Raw genomic sequence first — 17,232 nt, 5'->3', positions numbered from 1 at the left:
ACCTGAGGTCAGTTGCTGTTGCTGCCTTTGTTGTCGACGCGGTAGCCGAAGCTGAACCCCACGCCCTGGAACAGCACCACGTCGGCCAGTTGCCTGGCCAGTTCGCCGGCGCTGGCAAGTTTGGTCTTGGGCACGAAGAGCATGTCTTCGGGTTGCAGGTAGGCGATTTGCGAGGCATCACCGCTCAGGGCTTTTTCCACGTCGTAGTGACGGGCTTCGACCTGATTGCCGTTGCGGCGCATGATCACCACCGAATCGAGCCGAGCCTTGACGTTCGTACCCCGGGCCAGCGTCAGCGCCTCGAGCACCGAGATCGGCCGGCGGATCGGGTAGGAGCCGGGCTGGGCCACCTCACCGAGGACGTAAATCTCGTTGCCGGCGGTGGACTTGAGTAGCACATCGACGGTCATGTGCCCCGGCAGTTGGGCGTAGCGCTCGTTGAGGAAGGTTTCCAACTGGTTGACGGTCATGCCTTGCAGCGGCACCGAGCCAATTTCCGGAAAGCTTGCGTAACCATCCCTGCCCACGGTGATTTCCCGGCTCATGCCGGTGCCCGGGTGGGTCAAGGTGTTCCTCAGGTTCGTCTCGCCGGACAACGGGCTGGTCACCAGCACGGTCAATTGGTTGCGATTGGGCTGGAACAGCATTTTCTGATCATAGGCACGTTGCACCGCCACGCGGGCCTCGTCGGTGGTCAGGCCGGCGACTTTCACCGAGGTGTTGGCCCCCGGCAGCTCGATGCTGCCGTCGGGCATCACCTGTTGCGTACCGTTGAGCTGGCTGGCGGCGGTGAAGTTCAGGGCCACCTGGTCGCCCGGCTGTACCCGATAGGCCTGAGGCCCGGAGGTGCTGATGTGAAAGATCACATCCAGTACGTCCTGGGGCCGCAGGGTCTGCTCGACCTTGGGCATGTCGGTGGCCTGGGCATTGGCCGGCGCGGCCGTAAGGATCTGCACCGGCATCGAGCGGGTGTCTGAGGTGCTGGAGCAACCGGCAAGCGGCAGCAACAGCAGGACAAGCATTCTGGCGTTCATCTCGTCATCCTTTTGCAGGCTTACAGGTTGTTGTAGAGCCACTTGGGCATGTAGTACTTGCGGCGGTTGAACACGCTGCCGACCACTTTTGCGCCGGCCTGGGACAGGCGCTGGCGGGCGGCCTGAGCCACTTCCCAACGGGTGTCCTCACCGCGCACCACCAGCACCACGCCGTCGGCCTGGGTACTCATGACCAGGGTGTCGGAGGCTGAATACACGGCGTCGGCGTCGATCACCACAAAGCGGTACTGCGTCGCCAGTTGGCGGAACAGCGGGCGCAGTCGCTCGGGGCTCAGGCGTTCGGCATTGCGGCCCAGCCGGCCGTTAGGCAGCACGTCGAAGGGCAGGCTGGATGTCTGCACCACGCAGTCCTGCAACAAGGGCGGGGCGAGGCTGTTGAACAGCAGATCGGTAAAGCCGCGCTCTTTGTGCAGCGACAGTTGCTGGCTGAGGTTGCGCGGCGACTGGCTGGCGTCCACCAGCAATACGCGGCCATTGCTCATCTGCGCCAGTTGAGCGGCCAGCGCCATGGCGCTGGTGCTGGTTCCGGTACCGGTGTTGGCGGCCGTCAAGAGCAGGATCCGCAGGGAAGGGTCGAGCACGGTCGAGGTCAGGTTGGTCTCGCTCGGGCTGGCTATGGTCAGAATGTTGGTTGAACCGTCCATTTAACTCGCTCCGTGGCCGCTGAAAACTTTGAAGGGGGTAATCATCAGGATCTTCAAATCCAGCCACAGGCTCTGTTCAGCGATATAGCTGAGGTCCAATTCCACGCGCTGGTCGAAGTCGATATTGCTGCGCCCGGAGATCTGCCACAGGCCGGTCAGGCCGGGGTAGATGCTCAGGCGCGCAAGATGGTTGTCCTTGTAGCGATAGGCGTTGAACGAGGTTGGCCGTGGGCCCACCAGGCGCATGTCGCCGGTCACTACATTGATCAGGTTCGGCAGTTCGTCGAGGCTGCTGCGTCGCAGGAACCGGCCGATGGGGGTGATGCGCGGGTCGTTGTCGATCTTGAAGTCGATGGCGTCGGCACCATGTTTGTTGAGGTGGCGCAGCGACTCCTTGAGGGCCTCGGCGTCGGCCACCATGGTGCGGAATTTGTACATGCCGAACACGCGGCCGCGGTAACCGGTGCGTTTCTGCACGAACAGCACAGGACCTGGGCTGGAGAACTTGACCAGCAATGCCAGGCCCAGCAGCAGTGGGCAGAGCAGCAGCAGAATCGACAGTGCACCCAGGCAGGCCACCACCCGGTTGGTGCGCGAGACGGTCCAGGGCCGGCCGCCGTCGCGACCGGTCAGCCAGCCGCGGCCTTGGCGGTGGATGGCGGCGTCCAGGCGCCTGCGGTGGTCGGGGTCGACACGTTTATCGCGTCCAGGGGCGTTGATCTCGATGACTTGCTCATGTCGGGTCATGGATTCCTCCGCTGAGATTGGGCCGCAAGTGTTCAGCCGCGAGCGGCGCGTGGGCAGGCCGTGCGTAGTAATCGAGAAACCACTGGATGAAACGACCCAGGCCGTCATCCAGTTCGATGCACGGTTTGAAACCGGTGGTCTTTGCCAGGTCGCTGGCATCGGCGCAGGTGTTGAGCACATCCCCGGCTTGCAGGGGCAGCAGTTGGATGCGGGCGGTTTGTCCCAAGTGTTTTTCCAGCAACGCGACATAGGTGCGCAGCGCCACCGGGTGTTGCCCGCCGATGTTGTAGATCCGCCAGGGTGCGCGGCTGGTGGCCGGGCTCGGTTGTTCGTGATCCAGCAGTGGCGTGACCTGGGGCGCATGTGCGATCAGGCGGGCGATGCTTTCGACAATGTCATCGATGTAGGTGAAGTCGCGTTGGTGCTCGCCGTGATTGAACAGTTGCAGCACACGGTCCTCGATGATGGCGCGAGCAAACTGGATCGGCGACATATCTGGCCGGCCCCAAGGGCCATACACGGTAAAGAAGCGCAGGCCGGTGCACGGGATGCCGAATAGATGGCTGTAACTATGCGCCATCAACTCGTTGGCTTTTTTGCTGGCCGCGTACAGCGACAGCGGATGGTCGACGTTGTCATGCACCGAATAAGGCGTGTGCGGGTTGGCGCCGTATACGGAACTTGAGGAGGCGTAGATCAGGTGCCTGACCGGATAGCGGCGGCAGCTTTCCAGGATGTTCAGGAACCCGGTGATGTTGCTGTCGACATAGGCCTGCGGGTTTTCCAGGGAGTAGCGCACACCCGCCTGGGCCGCGAGGTGAATCACCACGTCCGGGCGCCGGGCCTGGAACAGCTCATCGATGGCCGGCGCGTCGGTCAGGTCGATCCGCGCCAGGGGGAATTCGCCGGCCTGATCCTTCACCCAGGTCACGCGGTCGTACTTGAGCTGCGGGTCGTAGTAGTCGTTGAAATTGTCCAGCCCGCACACCCGATGGCCGTCGCGCAACAATCGCAGTACGCAGTGGGCGCCGATGAAACCGGCCGCACCGGTCACCAGGACATTCATGCTTGTGGCCCCTGGGCTGGCAGGGTGTGCCGCAGCCCGATGCCGCGATACAGCAGTCCGGCGGCGGCCAGGTGTTCGGGGTTGTACAGGTTGCGGCCGTCGATGATGACCCGGGCGCGCAGTTTGCTGGCCAGCAGGTCGAAGTCCACCACGCGGAAATTTTTCCACTCGGTGCAGATCACCAGGGCGTCGGCATCCTCCAGGGTGTCATCGCGGGTGGCGCACAGGTTCAGGTCCTTGCGATAGCCGTAGAGGCGGCGGCATTCGGACATGGCTTCCGGGTCATAGGCATGGACCCGGGCGCCTTCGCGCCACAGCGCTTCCATCAGGTAGCGGCTGGGCGCTTCACGCATGTCGTCGGTGTTGGGTTTGAAGGCCAGGCCCCAGATGGCGATCGACTTATCGGCCAGGCCGTCGGGGAATTGCTTGGCCAGTTTCTCGAACAGGATGTGCCGCTGGCTGTCATTGACGTCGGTGACGCTGCGCAGCAGGCGCAGCGGCATGCCGTTCTGTTCGGCGGTGTGCAGCAGGGCGCGCAGGTCCTTGGGAAAGCACGAGCCACCGAAACCGCAGCCGGGGTAGATGAAGTGATAACCGATGCGCGGGTCCGAGCCGATGCCTTTGCGCACCGCTTCGATGTCGGCGCCCAGGCGTTCGGTGAGGTTGGCTAGTTCGTTCATGAAGCTGATGCGGGTGGCGAGCATGGCATTGGCGGCGTACTTGGTCAGTTCCGCGCTGCGGTTATCCATGAACATCAGTTTTTCGTGGTTGCGGCAAAAGGGCGCGTAGAGCTCGGTCATCTGGTCGCGCGCCTGCGGGTCGGCGGTGCCGACGATGATCCGGTCCGGGCGCATGCAGTCGGCCAGGGCGCTGCCTTCCTTGAGAAACTCGGGGTTGGAGACCACGCGCACCGCGAGTTTTTTCAGGCCGCGGCGTTCGAGAACCTGGCGTGCGCACTCGGCAACTTTATCGGCCGTGCCCACCGGCACCGTGGACTTGATGATCAGGGTGCGGTCGCTGTCCATGAAATCGGCGATTTGCCGGGTGACGCCCAGTACATGGCTGAGGTCGGCCGAGCCGTCTTCATCGGCGGGGGTGCCGACGGCGATGAAAATCAGTTCGCCATGGTTGACCGCGTCGCTGGCTTGGGAGCTGAACGACAACCGCCCGGCCTTGATGTTGTCTTCGAGCAGCACCGACAGCCCTGGCTCGCTGATGGTCGGTACCGCTTGTTGCAGTTGCCGGACCTTGTTCGGGTCGATATCGATGCACAAAACCCGGTGCCCGACGTCAGCCAACGCAGCGGCCTGGATCAGCCCCACATACCCCGTACCAAATACGCTCACGTCCATTTTTGGCGCGCCTCGCAAACCGATTGATGTAACTCGGATGAAACTGTTTAGAGGGGTATAGCGCAGCTTCATAAAAGCGTGTCAGCAAAATGACAGTTGTCAGTGTTGGCAAAACTAGAAATAACCGGGCCTTTTGATATCAAGTCCTTGACTGACTTAGAAAAGTGCCGGTTTTAAAGGCGTATATGGACGTTTTAGAATGCGATGAACGGTCGTAATCCATAGTTTTTTCAGTTTTTTGATGGATAAAGGTGTCATTTTTGGGGTAACTTTTTTTTGACGCGTTCGCCGGTCAATGCCTTTCTTGCGCTTTGCGAACCCCCTGCTAGTGTGCAGAAAACGACCTTCTTCCCAACGTCGCGATACTGGCGAGACAGACATGGCCCGATACCTCAAGGAACTGCTGCTGGTGCTCTATCTGGTGCGGGGGTACGAGTACTACCTTGACCGTCTGCAGGCGCTGGGTTTTGGTTTTGCCACGCTGTTGTATGGCGCGATGTTCGTGGTGTTGGTAGTCGCGTTATGGATGAGCGCGTACATCCGCCAGACCCTGGTGCGGCATCTGTTCGCGCTGGTGATGTTTGTCTCGGCGGTGTTCTTCGAGGTGTACACCCGAGTCACTGACAGCTACCTGACCTACAGCCAGTTCGTGTCGTTGGTGTATTCCGGCGGTTTCATCCAAGAGGCGGCCTATCAGTACCGCGAAGTGATCATCAACGCCGCGAGCGCTGGCTTGTTGCTGTTGTTGGGGATCGGTCTCAAGCCTCGCCGACGGCTGCCGTTGCCAGGCTGGCTGCCAGTCGCTGCGCCGTTGCTTGGCGTGCTATTGCTCAGCGGCGTGTTGTTCGTGCGGGCGGGCGAGGGCGCGCGGGGGCTGCCGGTGATGTACACGCCGCTGGCCTATCTGAACCTGTTCGCCTACGAGGCCTTGCACAACACCGTAGGCCCTCGCGAGCCGGTGCGCATTGCGCGGCTAACCTCGGCCATCGAGCACGATATTGTGTTGATCATCGATGAAAGCATTTCCGGCAACTACCTGGACATCAACACGCCGTTCGGCGTGCACACCGGTCTGAAAACGCCGCCCGCAGGCGTGGATATCGTCAACTACGGTTATGCGGCCTCCATCGCCAATTGCAGCGCCGACACAAATATCACCCTGCGTTACGGCGGTACTCGCGCCGACTACATGCGCATCAACAGCACCCTGCCGTCGATCTGGCAGTACGCTAAAAAGGCTGGGCTGCGCACCGTCTACATCGATGCCCAGCGCACCGGTGGCAACCTGCAGAACCTGATGAGCGACCTTGAGAAACAGGACATCGACGAGTTTGTCCAATTCGACCAGGTCAGCGTGCGCGACCGTGACATGGCGGCGGCGGCGAAGTTGATCGAACTGCTGGGCGATGGCCGCGCCGAGCTGGTGGTGATCAATAAGGTTGGCGCGCATTTCCCTGTACACGACAAATACCCCGACGACTTCATGACCTACCGTCCGGCCTTGCCGCGAGGGCAGTTCCAGGAAGTGGCCGACACCGGCAAGCGTGACGGCTTCAACGGTCAGAAGGACGATTGGGCGCTGTACCGCAATGCCTACCAGAACACGTTGCTGTGGAATGTCGGCGAGTTCTTCAAGCGAATTTTCCAGCAGGCCGATTTGCGTAACGCCGTGCTGATCTACACCTCCGACCACGGTCAGGATCTGCACGAGCGTGGCAACCCGGGGCTCAACACCCATTGCGGTGGCGACCCGGTGGCGGAGGAAGGGTTGGTGCCGCTGGTGGTGATCGAAGGCGCTCAGCTGCACACTCTGGATTGGCGCCGTGTCTGGGCGCAGAACAAGGATCATTCCAGCCACTACAACATCTTCCCGACGCTGTTGCAGTTGATGGGGTACGAGCCGGCCGGGATCGAAGCTGTCTATGGCAAGTCCCTGAGCCAGCCGACCGACGACGCCTTCACCTTCAACTACCGTTTCAATGCACGGTTGGGGGCTGTGCCTGAATGGAAACACATCGACCTGAACCACATCGTCACCCCGGGGCCGGCCCAGGCTGAGATGGCGGCGGGGCAGTGATCGTTCACTGGCATCGCGTACCCCCAGATCCCCTGTGGGAGCGAGCTTGCTCGCGAAAGCGCCGGGTCAGCTTGCGGCAGTTTTGAATGTGCGACCGTCATCGCGAGCAAGCTCAAAATTGACTCCATACAAGCAAAGCGGATCCAATCCCGCCAGCAAATGACAAACGGTAGAGCGCTTACGCAGGTTCATCCCTGGTGGGGCCGCCCCCTAACTCCGCTATCCTGAGCCTCACGATTACCCATCGAGCCTGTTCATGCTTGAAGTTCGCGACGTTTTTAAAAGCTACGCCACCCCTCAGGGGCCATTGCCGGTGTTGCAAGGCATCGACCTGACGCTGCCGCCCGGTAGCAGCCTGGCGCTGATGGGTGAGTCCGGCAGCGGCAAAAGCACCTTGCTGCACCTGGTCGCCGGGCTGGACAAGGTCGATGGCGGCAGTATTCGCAGTGGCCAATACCGACTCGACGGCATGAGCGAAAGCCAGCTGGCGAATTGGCGGCGTACGGAAATCGGCCTGGTGTTCCAGCAATTCAACCTCATCAGCAGTTTGCCGGTGGAGGACAACCTGGCATTCCAGGCGCGCCTGTGCGGTCGCCATGACCCTGTCTGGCAAGCCCATCTGGTGCAGCGGCTCGGGCTTGCCGACTTGCTGCGGCGCTACCCGGAACAGCTTTCCGGCGGGCAGCAACAGCGGGTGGCGCTGGGTCGGGCGCTGGCCTCGCGACCGCCCCTGTTGCTGGCCGACGAACCCACCGGCAGCCTCGACGAAGCCACCAGCGACGAAGTGTTGCAACTGTTGTTGGAACTGCTGGACGGCAGCCCCACCAGCTTGCTGATGGTCACGCACAGTCCCCGGGTGGCGGCGCGCCTGGCCCATCGCGTGGTGCTGCAACGCGGCCGTCTGGCCGAGGTGGCCCAGGGGTGATGATTTTTCGCCAGACCCTCAAGGCGCTGCTCAGCCACTGGCGCCAACACCCGGTACAGTTTTTCAGCGTGTTGACCGGGCTTTGGCTCGCCACCAGCCTGCTCACCGGCGTGCAAGCGCTGAACAGTCAGGCCCGGGACAGCTACGCCCGGGCCAGCCAACTGATTGGCGGCGAACCCCAGGCCAGCCTCAGCGCGCCCGGCGGCGGGACCTTCCCTCAGCAATGGTTTGTCGACCTGCGGCGCCAGGGCTGGCCGGTGTCGCCGGTGTTGCAGGCACGGGTGCTGCTCAAAGGCCACGAAGACCATCGCTTGCAGCTGATGGGCATCGATCCGGTGTCACTGCCCCCCGGTGCGGCGCTGGCGGGGCAGGCGCGAGAAATGACCGAGGTGGTAGCATTTTTCAGTGATCCCGGGCGCACCTGGATCGCCCCGCAGACCTTGCAAGCCTTGGGGTTTGGCGAGGGCGCCCGGCCCCTGACGGTCGATGGGCAATCCCTGCCGCCGTTGCACATCCAGGCGGACATGGCGCCGGGCGTGTTGTTGATGGACATCGGATTTGCCCAGCAGGTACTCGGGTTGCCGGAGCAGTTGTCACGACTGTTGCTGCCCGCCACGTTCAGTGCGGTGTTACCGGAGGCGTTTAGCGGTCGGTTGCAATTCAAGCACGCCGATGAAGAAAACAACCTGTCGCGCCTGACCGAAAGCTTTCACTTGAACCTCGATGCCCTGGGGTTTCTATCCTTCGTGGTGGGACTGTTCATAGTCCACGCCGCCATCGGCCTGGCCCTGGAACAGCGCCGCAGCCTGCTGCGAACCCTGCGGGCCTGTGGCGTCAGTGCGCGGGTGCTGGTCACCAGCCTGGCCCTGGAGCTGGGGGCGCTGGCCTTGCTCGGAGGCATCGCCGGGGTGCTCAGCGGCTATTGGCTGGCGAGCCTGTTATTGCCCGATGTCGCGGCGAGCCTGCGGGGTTTGTACGGCGCTGAAGTGGCCGGGCATCTGAACCTCAGCCCGTGGTGGTGGCTCAGCGGTGTCGGCCTGAGCCTGCTTGGCGCGCTGCTGGCCGGCGCCGACAGCTTGCTGCGAGCCGCGCGCCTGCCCTTGCTGGCGCTGGCTAACCCCCAAGCCTGGCATCAGGCCCATGCGCGATGGCTGCGACGCCAGGGTGGGGTGGCAACATTGGCCGGGTTGATCGCGGTGTCGGCGTTGATCTGGGGCGACAGCCTGGCCAGTGGTTTTGTCTTGATGACGGCCTTGCTGCTGGGGGCGGCGCTGGCCTTGCCGGTGTTGCTCAACCACGCACTGAACCTGCTGTTGCGCCGCAGCCGCTCGGTGCTTGGGCAATGGTTCCTTGCCGATTGCCGCCAGCAATTGCCGACGTTGAGCCTGGCGCTGATGGCGTTGCTGCTGGCGCTGGCGGCGAACATCGGGGCCGGCAGCATGACCGCAGGCTTCCGCCAGACCTTCAGCAACTGGCTCGAACAACGGCTCAGCGCCGAGCTGTACATCAACCCGCAAACCTCGGCCCAGGCGGGCGAGCTGCACGCCTGGCTCAAGCAGCAACCGGCGATCACTGCCGTGGTCCCCATCTGGCAGGTGTCGATCCCGTTGCAAGGCTGGCCGACGGATATCCACGGCATCCTCGATCATCCTCACTATCGTCAGCATTGGCCGCTGTTGGAGTCGGCCAGCGACGAGCCTTGGGCGCAACTCGCCGCTGCCGACACGCTGATGCTCAGTGAACAACTGGCCCGGCGCCTCAAGGTAAGTATTGGCGATCAGTTGACCCTCCCGACGCCACAGGGGCCGTGGGTGCTGCGCATCGTCGGGGTCTATGCCGATTACGGCAATCCCAAAGGCCACGTATTGATCAACGCCGATCACTTGCTGGCGCACTGGCCGCAACTGACGCCGAACCGCTTCAATCTGCGCATCGATCCCTCGGCGATTCCGGCGTTGCTGACGGCGTTGCAAAGCCGCTTCAGCCTGGATGACAGCCGCATCGTCGATCAGGCCCGGCTCAAGGGCTGGTCGACCCAGGTGTTCGAGCGCACTTTTGCCGCCACTGCCGCCCTCAACAGCCTGACCCTGGCGGTGGCTGGAGTGGCGTTGTTCATCAGTCTGTTGACCCAGAGCCAGAGTCGCCTCGGTCAGTTGGCGCCGCTGTGGGCGTTGGGGGTGACGCGACGCCAGTTGATGTTGCTCAATCTCGGCCAGACCTGGCTGCTGGCGCTATTGACCCTGGTACTGGCCTTGCCCCTGGGCATCGCCCTGGCCTGGTGCCTGGATGCGGTGATCAATGTGCAGGCCTTTGGCTGGCGGCTGCCGTTGCAGGTGTTCCCGATGCAACTGGCGCAGCTGCTGGCCCTGGCGATGTTCGCCACGCTATTGGCATCGGCTTGGCCGTTGTATGCGCTGTACCGCACGCAGCCGGCGGATTTGCTGAGGACCTTTGCCCATGAAGATTAAAGTCGGCCTGATGCTGCTGGTGTTGCTTAGCGGCTGCGATAAACCTTCACCGGAAAAGGGCTTTGCTGGCCTGGGCGATCAGGCCGCCGCGTTCACGCCAGTGGTGCCGGGGCGGGTGTTCAGTTTCCCGACTGACCACGGCGTTCATGAGGGTTTTCGCATTGAGTGGTGGTACGTCACCGCCAATCTCAAGGATGCCCAGGGCCGTGATTTCGGTGTGCAATGGACGCTGTTTCGCAGCGCCTTGAACGCCGCGCCCCAGGCCAACGGCTGGCGCAACCAGACGATCTGGCTCGGTCACGCGGCGGTCACTTCTGCCGCCGTCCATCATGCCGCCGAGCGCTACGCACGAGGTGGCGTGGGGCAGGCCGGGGTGCTAACGATGCCTTTCAACGCCTGGATAGACGACTGGCGCTTCGGCACTCAAGCGTCAGGCGCCGACCCTCTGGCGGACATGCAGTTGAAGGCCCGGGACCCGCGCTTCAGTTATGCGTTGCGGCTCACTTCGACCCGCCCGCTGGTGTTGCAGGGGGATCAGGGTTTCAGCCAGAAATCCGAGCAGGGCCAGGCGTCGTACTACTACAGCCAGCCGTTTTTCCAGGCCAGTGGCGAGTTGGAAATCGACGGCCAGCGCTATCAGGTCAGCGGCCCGGCCTGGCTTGACCGCGAGTGGAGCAGCCAGCCCTTGACGGCCAACCAGACTGGCTGGGACTGGTTTTCCCTGCACCTGGACAGCGGTGAGCACGTGATGCTCTATCGCATGCGCCACAAGGACGGCGCGCCGTACCTGACAGGCACCTGGATCGATGCCCAGGGCCAGGCGCAAACCCTGCACGCCGGGGAAATCGACCTCGTGCCGCTGGACACCGCCAAGGTCGCCGGGCATTCGATGCCGGTGCGCTGGTCGCTCAAGATTCCCGGCAAGCAGCTCGACGTCACCACCCAGGCCTTGAACCCCAACGCCTGGATGAACCTGCGCATTCCCTATTGGGAAGGGCCGGTGCAACTGAGTGGCAGCCACGGCGGCAACGGCTACCTGGAAATGACTGGCTACTGAGAATTACCGGAACTCCCCGGGAACGTCAGCCCTCATACCTTATGAATGCCTCGCAGGAGTCCGTCATGAGCGATGACCTTAAACCTCCGTCGCTGGCCGATTGGCAGCGGCTGTTCGACGACAAGACCTATTGGCAACAGTCCCCCGATGTTCATTTCACCGAGCTGATGCAGCTGGCCAACGATCTGTTCGGCCAGGGCGCTATCGACCTGGCGCAGTGGCAGACACTCAAGGCCAAGGCCGAGCAACTGCACCAGCGCTCGCCGGATGCCAATGTCGCAGAAGAAGTCGCTGACCCTGATGCCTGAAGTCCAGGCCTGAAAACGCAAGGAGTTCGCCATGAAGCAAAGCCCCGATCAAACGCCGCAGAACCCTGATGAACCGGCGATGCCTGGAGAGGTGGAGCGCGATAACGACGCCTTGCGCCCAAACGACCCGGCCAAGCGCAAACAGCAGCAAGGCGACCCCGAAGCGGGCGATACCGATGCGCAAAAAACCGGACGGCGTGGTTGAGCCAGAGCGGTATTAAAACGGGTATGTTAATGACCGTTTAACTTGCCATAACGTGTCACCTATCGGCTGATATGTTTTTGTACTTGTCTGTAGTTTTGTATAACGGCTTGTACAGCTATTAATACAAATTAGAAGTTGACCCAAAAAACCTGTGGCGAGGGCGCTTGCTCCCGCCAGGTCGCGCAGCGGCCGTTCTTTTAAGGCTGCTTTGCAGCCCAGCGGGAGCAAGCGCCCGCGCCACCGTTATTGACCAGTCATCAATAACGACGGCTGTGGATAAATAATTATTTAAAAGAACTCGCGGCAATATTCTGCGAGTTCCACTATTATTGTGCCCGTTCGCCCAGTGTCAGGCTCTTTACCAGTGCATGGAATGCCGAGGCCGCCGCACTGGGCGAACACCTTCTCGGAGTCAATCACTCCCATTCACTTCAATGCACATCGGCCAGCAGACCTGGCCGGTGCATTGACGGTTGTCCCGGACTTAACCAGCGACCGGTACACGCCAGTCATCGGCACCCATCGTGCCGCAGACTTCGTGATTCCAGGTGATCTTGCGATATGAGAAGTGCACATCTTCCAGATGGGTGAAGTGCGCGTTCGCCGGGTCCTGGCAGTTGAACATGTAGTCCTTGATTTCGACTATGATCGCGTCAAACAGTGTGGTGGTGAAGTAGTGTTCCTGGGTCCCCGCCGCTGAAGTCCGGAACCAATGAATCACTATTTCTTCCAGGCATTCACCGCTGGTGAGGGCTGCCTGCAGCAGCGGCGTGGCCTTGTCGAAGACTTTTGTGATGACGAGGGGGTGATGCACGCGTTGGCCGGTTGGCTGGCCGGACTGAGGATCGCGCGGGACGGTCACTTGGTGCTGGAAGCCTTGCACCATGATTTTGTCCTCACGACCTTCCTGATAGATATTGCCTACCGAGTCGGCCGTAAACGCGCCAGCTGTGATCAGACCTTGTTTGATGCCTTTGATGATCATATACGCGGGGGTAGCCAATGGATGCTCTCCTTCCTGGATAACTAAAGGGCCTGGGACGGTCGTCGTCCCGAGGTGGCCTGACGATTATCAAGAGCTATGCCATTCAATAAAAAAATAATACAGTTCAATGGGTTATGTTTTTGGTTCATGAGTTACAGCCTCGGGGGCCGCGCAATCTGCACATGGCACCGCCCAGTGCCGCGCACTCTCCTGCGCAAGGGGCTGGCGCCGCCGCCCCCCGGCGTAACGGCTTGATGGGCCAAGCTTCGCGTCAGGTTCCTAGAGCAACTTCCTACACGCCCAACGCAGCCCTGCATTCATCAATGGAGCGCTGCTGCGTTTCGGCATACAGCCCCAACTCATCAATGGTTGCGCGCCCCAATGCTTCTTCAAAAGCCTGGCGATTGGACTGCCCGGCGTAGTGACTCTGGGCGGCATCGCCAAGGTTCGACTGGAAGATGCCGGCGGCGCTGACCGGCAGGAAATCTTCGTACACCAAGGGTTCGGCACGCAGGTATTGCTGCTCCAGCAGGTGCTCCAGCGAGGCCGTTTGCTCAAGAGTGCCCTTGGCGCCGAGGCCCTTTGGCGTCACGAAATAACGGAAGTACGCCAGTGCCTGACGCCGCAGTTCATCGTGGGTGTCAGGGAATTGGGCAAAGTGTTGGCTCATCAGCGTGTTGTAGCGCTCGGCGTTGGCTTCGTTGGGGAACTCCCCCAGCGCATCCCGGGCGGCGTTCAGCAGTTGATCGTAGAGCGCTCGCCCTTTGGGCGTGAGGGCGGCACCACGTTGCTCGATTTCACCAAAGCGGGCGCTGTGGCTGCCTTGGGATTGCGCCTGGTCGGTGAAGCTGACGGGCTCGTCGAGCGCCTTGAAACTGGTCTGGCGCAGCAGGATCGGGCAATGACGGCGGGGTGGGCCTTCGATCACTGCTTTGGGCGTGATGCCGTGCACGGGCATCTGCGCCTGGACGATGTCGATGTCCAGAGTGCGTGGCGTCAGGTGATTGATGTGCGGGCCCTTGAAGGCCACTACGTCGGCGATCAAACGATGTTGGGCGCTCAATTGCCGGTACTGCTCGGCCGTGACAGTGGCGCTGTGGTGCCAGCGAAACGTCTCCAGGGCCTGTAGGACGAAATCCTCGGCCTGCGGCTCCGTCAGGCCGCCCTGGCGTTCGGCGAGATCGATAAGCTGAAGGGCGGTGGGGGTAAAGATCTGGCGCTTATCCAGCACCGATTCGGCAAAGGCCCGAAGTTCGGTGTTTTCGATCAGTTCCAGGCGCAGCAGTGAGGTGAATACTCGGAACGGGCTGACCTGCAAGGCACTTTCATGCACGGCGCGAAATGCTGTGGAATGCACCGGCACCCCAGCCGGTGTGAGGTCGTAATAGCCCACGGGCTGCATACCCATCACCGCGAACAGCCGCCCGAGGGTGGCCAGTTCCACGGCAGTGCCGACGCGGATAGCACCGTGGCGTTCCAGGTCCAGGCGCTGGAGTTCGCCGGTGCTGCGCAGGTGTTCGGCCAGTTGTGGGTCTTTGCCCAGCACCTGGGCATTGGTTTGCTCCACCAGATTCATCAACGCGCCGTAGAGCGGCACCTCGTCGCGGTACATGTCGGACATCGCTTTGGAAAAGCGTTGGCGGATCAGGTCGGGACTGACGAAGCTCATGGTGAGAGTTCCTGGTTTGGGCTGTGGGAAAGTTGAACGAAAGATCGCAGCCTTCGCCAGTGCCGACAAACGAAGAATCTTCAGGACTTCATTCTGCCAGGGACTGATACCCCCACATGGTCCAATGCCATGTGGCGAGGCATCCGCTCACTGCCCCAGTCCCTTGAGAAATTCCTGATACAGCGCTGCTGTTTTCCCGGGTTTTTCAATCATGGGCAGATGACCGACCCCGTCCCAGATTTCCACCCGCAAATCCGCGATGCCCTTGCTCCACACTGGCACGCTGCTGACGTCGATCACCCGGTCCTGGCGACCCCAGAGCAACAGCGAGGGGGCACGGATGTCGGCCAGGCGTGGCTCCATTGGAGGGCTGGCGCGAAAATCGGCGTAGATCTCCGCCAGTTCTTCGCGATGTTGCACATAGCGCTCGGCAACCGCCGCCATCACCATGCCCGGGACCCAGGGCGGCGAGGCCATGGTCATTGCGTAGAACGGCGCGAATTCCTCCCGCGAGTGCACCAGGGATGGGTTGCGGCCGGCGGCCAGTTGACGATCCATGTCGCTGGGTTGGGGCGAAGTGACGCCAGCCGGATCGAGCAGCGCCAGGGTCAGTACCCGTTCAGGCGAAGTGGCCGCCAGCCATGCCGCGAGATGCCCGCCCATGGAGTTGCCGATCACATGGACTTTGTCCAGGCCGCAGGCGTCGAGCAACTCGATCACCCGCCGGGCCTGGGTCGGGATGTCATAGCCGCCGCCGGCCTTGAAGCCGGTTTCGCCATGACCGGCCAGGTCGGGGATCACCACCCGATAGGCACCGACAAAATGCCGGGCAACGCGCAGCCAGAGGTCTTTGTCGCCGCTGTAGCCATGGAGCATCAGGATGCTGCCGGATGCTTCATAAGGCCCGCCTTGCCAGGTCGATACGGTCATCTCGCTGATCGGTACGTTGATTTTGCGCAATCGGTAGAGACGTGCCTCCAAGGCCATGCTCGTGTCGTACAGCACCTGGCCAATGGCTGGATACGTCAACCAGCTCCAGGCGATAAGCACGGCAAGAATTATCCACAACACCAGCATACTTTGCCCTCCATGGGTCACGACAGAATGTGATCGTCCAGCCTGAGCCGACGGGTCAGGCGGTGATAAGTGAAGCTGAAGCCGGGGAACATCGCGATGACATGGCCGCTTTTGCTTTGATACCAGCTATGGCACCCGCCGGACTTCCATACGGTGCGCTGCATTTCCCGATGGATCATCTCGGTGTAGCACTGTTCGGCCGCTGGCTGCACTTCGATGCTACGCAGGTTTCGCCGGTTCAGTGTGCGAATACAGTCCAGTATGTAGTTCATCTGCGACTCTATGATGAACAGCGCCGAGGTGTGGCCGATGCCGGTGTTGGGCCCGGTGACGATAAACAGGTTGGGGAAGTCCGGCAGGCTGGTACCCAGGTAGGCGCGGGGGTACTGGGCCCAGACGTCGTGAAGCCGGGTACCGTGCTTGCCGGTCACGGGGTAGGAAATCACCCCGTCGGTGGCATCGAAGCCGGTGGACCAGATGATCAGGTCCAGCTCGATGTGCTGGCCGTCCCGGGTGAGGATGCCGGTTTCGTCGAGGGCGGCGATGCCTTCTTCCTGGCCATGCACGCTGACATTGGCGCGGCACAGGGCCGGGTACAGCGTATTGGACAGGATCACGCGCTTGCAGCCGATCAGGTAGTCGGGGGTCAAGCGGCGCCGCAGGACCGGGTCCGGCACCTGGCGCTCCAGCAGCTTCAAGGCCTGGCGCTGGACCAGGCGTACCGCCGGCCGTGAATACTTGAAGGCGATCACCCGGGTTTCGAACAGCCAATAGATCGACCATCGCAACAGCGTGCGCAGCGGTGCCAGGCGCAGTAATCCGCGCTCGAAGCGGTTGAAGGCGCGGTCGGGGCGTGACAATACCCAGTGGGGTGTGCGCTGGAACACGTGCAGGTGTTCGACGTCCGGGGCAATGGCCGGGATCACCTGGGCGGCGCTGGCACCACTGCCGACAATGGCCACGCGCCTGTGGCGATAGTCGTAGGTATGCTCCCAATGATTGGTGTGAAAGGTCTTGCCCTTGAAACGTTCCCGGCCTTCGAACGCTGGGATCACCGGTTGGCTGAGGGGACCGGTGGCGTTGATCAGGAACTGCGATCGGTAGATGCCCTTGGCAGTCTGGACAAGCCATTGCCTGGCGTTGTCATCCCATTCCACTCGCTCGACATTCGCCCCCAACTGCACTTTGTCCCGCAACTGGAAGCGTTCGATTACGTGTTGGGTGTAGCGGTGCAGTTCCTCTTGTGTAGCGAACATCCGGCTCCAGTCGTAAGCGGCGAACGACAGCGAATACAAGGGCGACGGCACATCCACCGCCGCGCCGGGGTAGGTGTTCTGGCACCAGGTGCCGCCGAAAAAATCCCGGCGCTCAAGCAACTGGAAATCCTCAATGCCTTCCTTGAGCAGATTGACCGCCGCGCACTGGCCTCCAAATCCACTGCCGATGATCAACACCTGATAACTGCCCATGGATCTCCTTTCGGGTGGTTCGCTGATTGCCCTTGTCAGGTATAGCCAAAATCCGCGCCGAGCCCGGCATTCGGAAGAGAATAAATACCCCTTTATTGATAGTGGCTATTTGATGGTGCCCTGATAGA

Annotated in this window: 15 protein-coding genes; 6 read left to right on the top strand and 9 right to left on the bottom strand. The window is 61.7% G+C overall.

The window, feature by feature from the left end; translation table 11 throughout:
- Positions 1-8: 8 nt before the first annotated feature.
- Genes SGN16_RS19255 through SGN16_RS19235 form a run of 5 tightly spaced genes read right to left on the bottom strand, consistent with a single transcriptional unit; the run spans position 9 to position 4,864 of the window.
- Positions 9-1,034 carry a polysaccharide biosynthesis/export family protein gene (locus SGN16_RS19255; RefSeq protein ID WP_210639589.1) on the bottom strand — a complete coding sequence of 342 codons (1,026 nt, stop codon included), beginning with the start codon at positions 1,032-1,034 and terminating at the stop codon, positions 9-11.
- A gap of 20 nt (positions 1,035-1,054) precedes the next feature.
- A complete protein-coding gene (locus SGN16_RS19250; RefSeq protein ID WP_335944399.1) occupies positions 1,055-1,699 on the bottom strand; it encodes a CpsD/CapB family tyrosine-protein kinase in 645 nt (214 codons plus the stop codon).
- Positions 1,700-2,446: a sugar transferase gene (locus tag SGN16_RS19245; RefSeq protein ID WP_210639587.1), complete on the bottom strand. Its 747-nt coding sequence runs from the start codon at positions 2,444-2,446 to the stop codon at positions 1,700-1,702.
- Entirely contained in the window at positions 2,433-3,512 is a 1,080-nt protein-coding gene (locus SGN16_RS19240; protein WP_335944398.1) for an NAD-dependent epimerase, read from the bottom strand. The genes SGN16_RS19245 and SGN16_RS19240 overlap by 14 nt, the downstream gene beginning before the upstream one ends.
- The gene (locus tag SGN16_RS19235; RefSeq protein WP_335944397.1) at positions 3,509-4,864 is read right to left on the bottom strand and encodes a UDP-glucose/GDP-mannose dehydrogenase family protein; all 1,356 of its coding nucleotides are present in this window, start codon (positions 4,862-4,864) and stop codon (positions 3,509-3,511) included. Before SGN16_RS19235 ends, SGN16_RS19240 begins: the two co-directional genes overlap by 4 nt.
- 379 nt (positions 4,865-5,243) lie before the next feature.
- Between SGN16_RS19235 and SGN16_RS19230 the strand changes: the two genes are divergently transcribed.
- From SGN16_RS19230 to SGN16_RS19205, 6 genes are all read left to right on the top strand, one after another.
- Complete coding sequence (locus tag SGN16_RS19230) at positions 5,244-6,941, top strand: sulfatase-like hydrolase/transferase (protein ID WP_335944396.1); 1,698 nt, start codon at positions 5,244-5,246, stop codon at positions 6,939-6,941.
- Positions 6,942-7,197: 256 nt separating this feature from the next.
- Entirely contained in the window at positions 7,198-7,866 is a 669-nt protein-coding gene (locus SGN16_RS19225; protein ID WP_210639583.1) for an ABC transporter ATP-binding protein, read from the top strand.
- Positions 7,866-10,334: an FtsX-like permease family protein gene (locus SGN16_RS19220; RefSeq protein WP_335944537.1), complete on the top strand. Its 2,469-nt coding sequence runs from the start codon at positions 7,866-7,868 to the stop codon at positions 10,332-10,334. The genes SGN16_RS19225 and SGN16_RS19220 overlap by 1 nt, the downstream gene beginning before the upstream one ends.
- A complete protein-coding gene (locus SGN16_RS19215) occupies positions 10,324-11,391 on the top strand; it encodes a lipocalin-like domain-containing protein (protein WP_335944395.1) in 1,068 nt (355 codons plus the stop codon). The genes SGN16_RS19220 and SGN16_RS19215 overlap by 11 nt, the downstream gene beginning before the upstream one ends.
- A 65-nt stretch (positions 11,392-11,456) precedes the next feature.
- On the top strand, positions 11,457-11,699 hold the full coding sequence (locus tag SGN16_RS19210) for a hypothetical protein (protein ID WP_210639581.1): 243 nt from the start codon (positions 11,457-11,459) through the stop codon (positions 11,697-11,699).
- Positions 11,700-11,730: 31 nt separating this feature from the next.
- The gene (locus tag SGN16_RS19205) at positions 11,731-11,904 is read left to right on the top strand and encodes a hypothetical protein (RefSeq protein WP_335944394.1); all 174 of its coding nucleotides are present in this window, start codon (positions 11,731-11,733) and stop codon (positions 11,902-11,904) included.
- A gap of 484 nt (positions 11,905-12,388) precedes the next feature.
- On the opposite strand, the gene SGN16_RS19200 is transcribed toward SGN16_RS19205, so the two are convergent.
- The 4 genes from SGN16_RS19200 to SGN16_RS19185 all read right to left on the bottom strand — a co-directional run bounded on the left by SGN16_RS19200 (position 12,389) and on the right by SGN16_RS19185 (position 17,104).
- Positions 12,389-12,907, bottom strand: a complete 519-nt coding sequence (locus tag SGN16_RS19200) for an Hcp family type VI secretion system effector (RefSeq protein ID WP_210639579.1) — start codon at positions 12,905-12,907, stop codon at positions 12,389-12,391.
- 274 nt (positions 12,908-13,181) lie between these two features.
- Complete coding sequence (locus SGN16_RS19195; RefSeq protein WP_335944393.1) at positions 13,182-14,558, bottom strand: VOC family protein; 1,377 nt, start codon at positions 14,556-14,558, stop codon at positions 13,182-13,184.
- Between the two features lie 147 nt (positions 14,559-14,705).
- On the bottom strand, positions 14,706-15,635 hold the full coding sequence (locus SGN16_RS19190) for an alpha/beta fold hydrolase (protein WP_210639577.1): 930 nt from the start codon (positions 15,633-15,635) through the stop codon (positions 14,706-14,708).
- A gap of 17 nt (positions 15,636-15,652) precedes the next feature.
- Positions 15,653-17,104 carry an NAD(P)/FAD-dependent oxidoreductase gene (locus SGN16_RS19185; protein WP_335944392.1) on the bottom strand — a complete coding sequence of 484 codons (1,452 nt, stop codon included), beginning with the start codon at positions 17,102-17,104 and terminating at the stop codon, positions 15,653-15,655.
- Positions 17,105-17,232 lie beyond the last annotated feature (128 nt).

The sequence above is a fragment of the Pseudomonas sp. G166 genome (assembly GCF_037027455.2).
Taxonomy (GTDB): Bacteria; Pseudomonadota; Gammaproteobacteria; order Pseudomonadales; family Pseudomonadaceae; genus Aquipseudomonas.
The sequence above is the reverse complement of the archived record's forward strand: the minus strand, read 5'-3'. Positions and strand labels throughout refer to the sequence as shown.

What these genes read in the sequence shown, in the direction of transcription:
- SGN16_RS19230 (WP_335944396.1), top strand. Translation starts at nt 5,244, where the DNA reads ATGGCCCGATACCTCAAGGAACTGCTGCTGGTGCTCTATCTGGTGCGG.
- SGN16_RS19220 (WP_335944537.1), top strand. Translation starts at nt 7,866, where the DNA reads ATGATTTTTCGCCAGACCCTCAAGGCGCTGCTCAGCCACTGGCGCCAA.
- SGN16_RS19210 (WP_210639581.1), top strand. Translation starts at nt 11,457, where the DNA reads ATGAGCGATGACCTTAAACCTCCGTCGCTGGCCGATTGGCAGCGGCTG.
- SGN16_RS19205 (WP_335944394.1), top strand. Translation starts at nt 11,731, where the DNA reads ATGAAGCAAAGCCCCGATCAAACGCCGCAGAACCCTGATGAACCGGCG.
- SGN16_RS19215 (WP_335944395.1), top strand. Translation starts at nt 10,324, where the DNA reads ATGAAGATTAAAGTCGGCCTGATGCTGCTGGTGTTGCTTAGCGGCTGC.
- SGN16_RS19255 (WP_210639589.1), bottom strand. Translation starts at nt 1,034, where the DNA reads ATGAACGCCAGAATGCTTGTCCTGCTGTTGCTGCCGCTTGCCGGTTGC.
- SGN16_RS19250 (WP_335944399.1), bottom strand. Translation starts at nt 1,699, where the DNA reads ATGGACGGTTCAACCAACATTCTGACCATAGCCAGCCCGAGCGAGACC.
- SGN16_RS19235 (WP_335944397.1), bottom strand. Translation starts at nt 4,864, where the DNA reads ATGGACGTGAGCGTATTTGGTACGGGGTATGTGGGGCTGATCCAGGCC.
- SGN16_RS19240 (WP_335944398.1), bottom strand. Translation starts at nt 3,512, where the DNA reads ATGAATGTCCTGGTGACCGGTGCGGCCGGTTTCATCGGCGCCCACTGC.
- SGN16_RS19185 (WP_335944392.1), bottom strand. Translation starts at nt 17,104, where the DNA reads ATGGGCAGTTATCAGGTGTTGATCATCGGCAGTGGATTTGGAGGCCAG.
- SGN16_RS19195 (WP_335944393.1), bottom strand. Translation starts at nt 14,558, where the DNA reads ATGAGCTTCGTCAGTCCCGACCTGATCCGCCAACGCTTTTCCAAAGCG.
- SGN16_RS19225 (WP_210639583.1), top strand. Translation starts at nt 7,198, where the DNA reads ATGCTTGAAGTTCGCGACGTTTTTAAAAGCTACGCCACCCCTCAGGGG.
- SGN16_RS19190 (WP_210639577.1), bottom strand. Translation starts at nt 15,635, where the DNA reads ATGCTGGTGTTGTGGATAATTCTTGCCGTGCTTATCGCCTGGAGCTGG.
- SGN16_RS19245 (WP_210639587.1), bottom strand. Translation starts at nt 2,446, where the DNA reads ATGACCCGACATGAGCAAGTCATCGAGATCAACGCCCCTGGACGCGAT.